At 38.8% G+C, this 1,540-nt stretch carries 1 protein-coding gene; it reads left to right on the top strand.

The window, feature by feature from the left end; genetic code table 11:
• Window positions 1-95: 95 nt before the first annotated feature.
• Window positions 96-1,447, top strand: a protein-coding gene (locus tag ACFVS2_RS34580; RefSeq protein WP_390241228.1) for an IS1182 family transposase whose coding sequence is annotated in 2 segments (ribosomal slippage) — window positions 96-663 and window positions 663-1,447 — 1,353 coding nt in all. Because the reading frame shifts where the segments join, the coding sequence is not laid out codon by codon here.
• The last annotated feature ends 93 nt before the right edge of the window (window positions 1,448-1,540 follow it).

Genomic DNA, 1,540 nt, shown 5'->3' with positions numbered 1-1,540 from the left:
TCGGCAACCTTTTTTTAGTTCGGATTACTTTTATAAATTACCGCGTTAATATAGTATAATATGATTATTAATATAGCTTTGGACGGTGGTATTTCATGTTACATTCAAATAAAGAAAGTCAGTCTGCGTATGAGTTTGTTTGCCTTGAAGAGCTTGTTCCTGAAGAACATTTACTCCGAAAAATCGATAAGTATATCGACTTTTCTTTTATCGTGGATATGGTTCGTCCGTATTATTGTGAAGATAAGGGCCGACCGTCGGTCGACCCTGTTGTACTTTTTAAAATGATTTTCATTGGCTATCTTTATGGCATTCGTTCAGAAAGACGCTTAGAGCAAGAAATCAAAACAAACATTGCGTACCGTTGGTTCTTAGGTTTAAAACTGACAGACCGAGTACCAGACCATACCACAATTAGCTTGAATCGTCGTACTCGTTTTAAAGATACACCTATTTTTCAAGAAATCTTTGATGAAATTGTAAGACAAGCGATGAAACACCGAATGGTTAATGGACGAGTACTTTTTACAGATTCCACTCACCTGAAAGCAAATGCAAATAAGAAAAAGTACATCACCCATGTAGTTAATCAAACGACCCAAGATTACATTGAAGAACTCGATCTGGCGATCGAAAAAGATCGAGAAGAACACGGAAAAAAGCTCTAAAACCTAAAAAGGAAGTGAAGGAAAAGAAGGAAATTAAAATCAGCACAACTGATCCGGACTGTGGTTATATGTATCGTGAAGGGAAACCAGAGGGCTTTTACTATCTCAACCATAGTACGGTTGATTTGAAATTTAACATCATCACAGATGTACATATCACTCCAGGAAACGTGCACGATGCTGTTCCATACATAGATAGGCTAGATCGTCAGATCAAGGCCTTTGACTTTAAAGTAGAAGCAGTTGCTTTAGACTCTGGTTATTTAACTACCCCCATCTGTAAACAGCTTCAGGATAAAAAAATATTCGCAGTAATTGGTCACAGACGGTTTCATTCAACGAAGGGGCTGTTTCCAAAATGGAAATTTCAGTATCAACCAGATGAAGATGTATACATTTGCCCTAACAAACGAGTTTTAACTTACAAAACGACGAACCGGGAGGGGTATCGTCAATACACCTCCGATTCAAACAAATGTAAAAATTGCCCACTCTTAGTACAATGCACTCGTTCGAAAAATCACCGAAAGGTGATAACGAGACATGTGTGGGAAGACAGCAAAGATTGGGTAAGACAAAACAGATTATCGAAGGCAGGAAAATTCCTGTATCAAAAAAGAAGAGAAACCATTGAGCGAAGCTTTGCGGACGCCAAACAGCTCCACGGGCTTCGCTACTGCCGTTTTCGAGGACAATCAAATGTGCTAGAGCAAGCATTAATGACAGCAGCCGTACAGAACATAAAAAAGATAGCTCTCCACTTAGCCAAGATGGGCTAACCGGAAACGCTATCTTATTTTTGTCCTTCGGACCTAACTCCACACAAGTCTAATTTTGTCTTGAAACAAAAAGTAGTGTTTATCTACAACCTG

Source organism: Brevibacillus sp. NPDC058079 (assembly GCF_042885155.1).
In the GTDB taxonomy this organism is placed as follows: domain Bacteria; phylum Bacillota; class Bacilli; order Brevibacillales; family Brevibacillaceae; genus Brevibacillus.
Note: the sequence above shows the minus strand (reverse complement) of the source record. Positions and strands in the feature narration are given on the sequence as shown.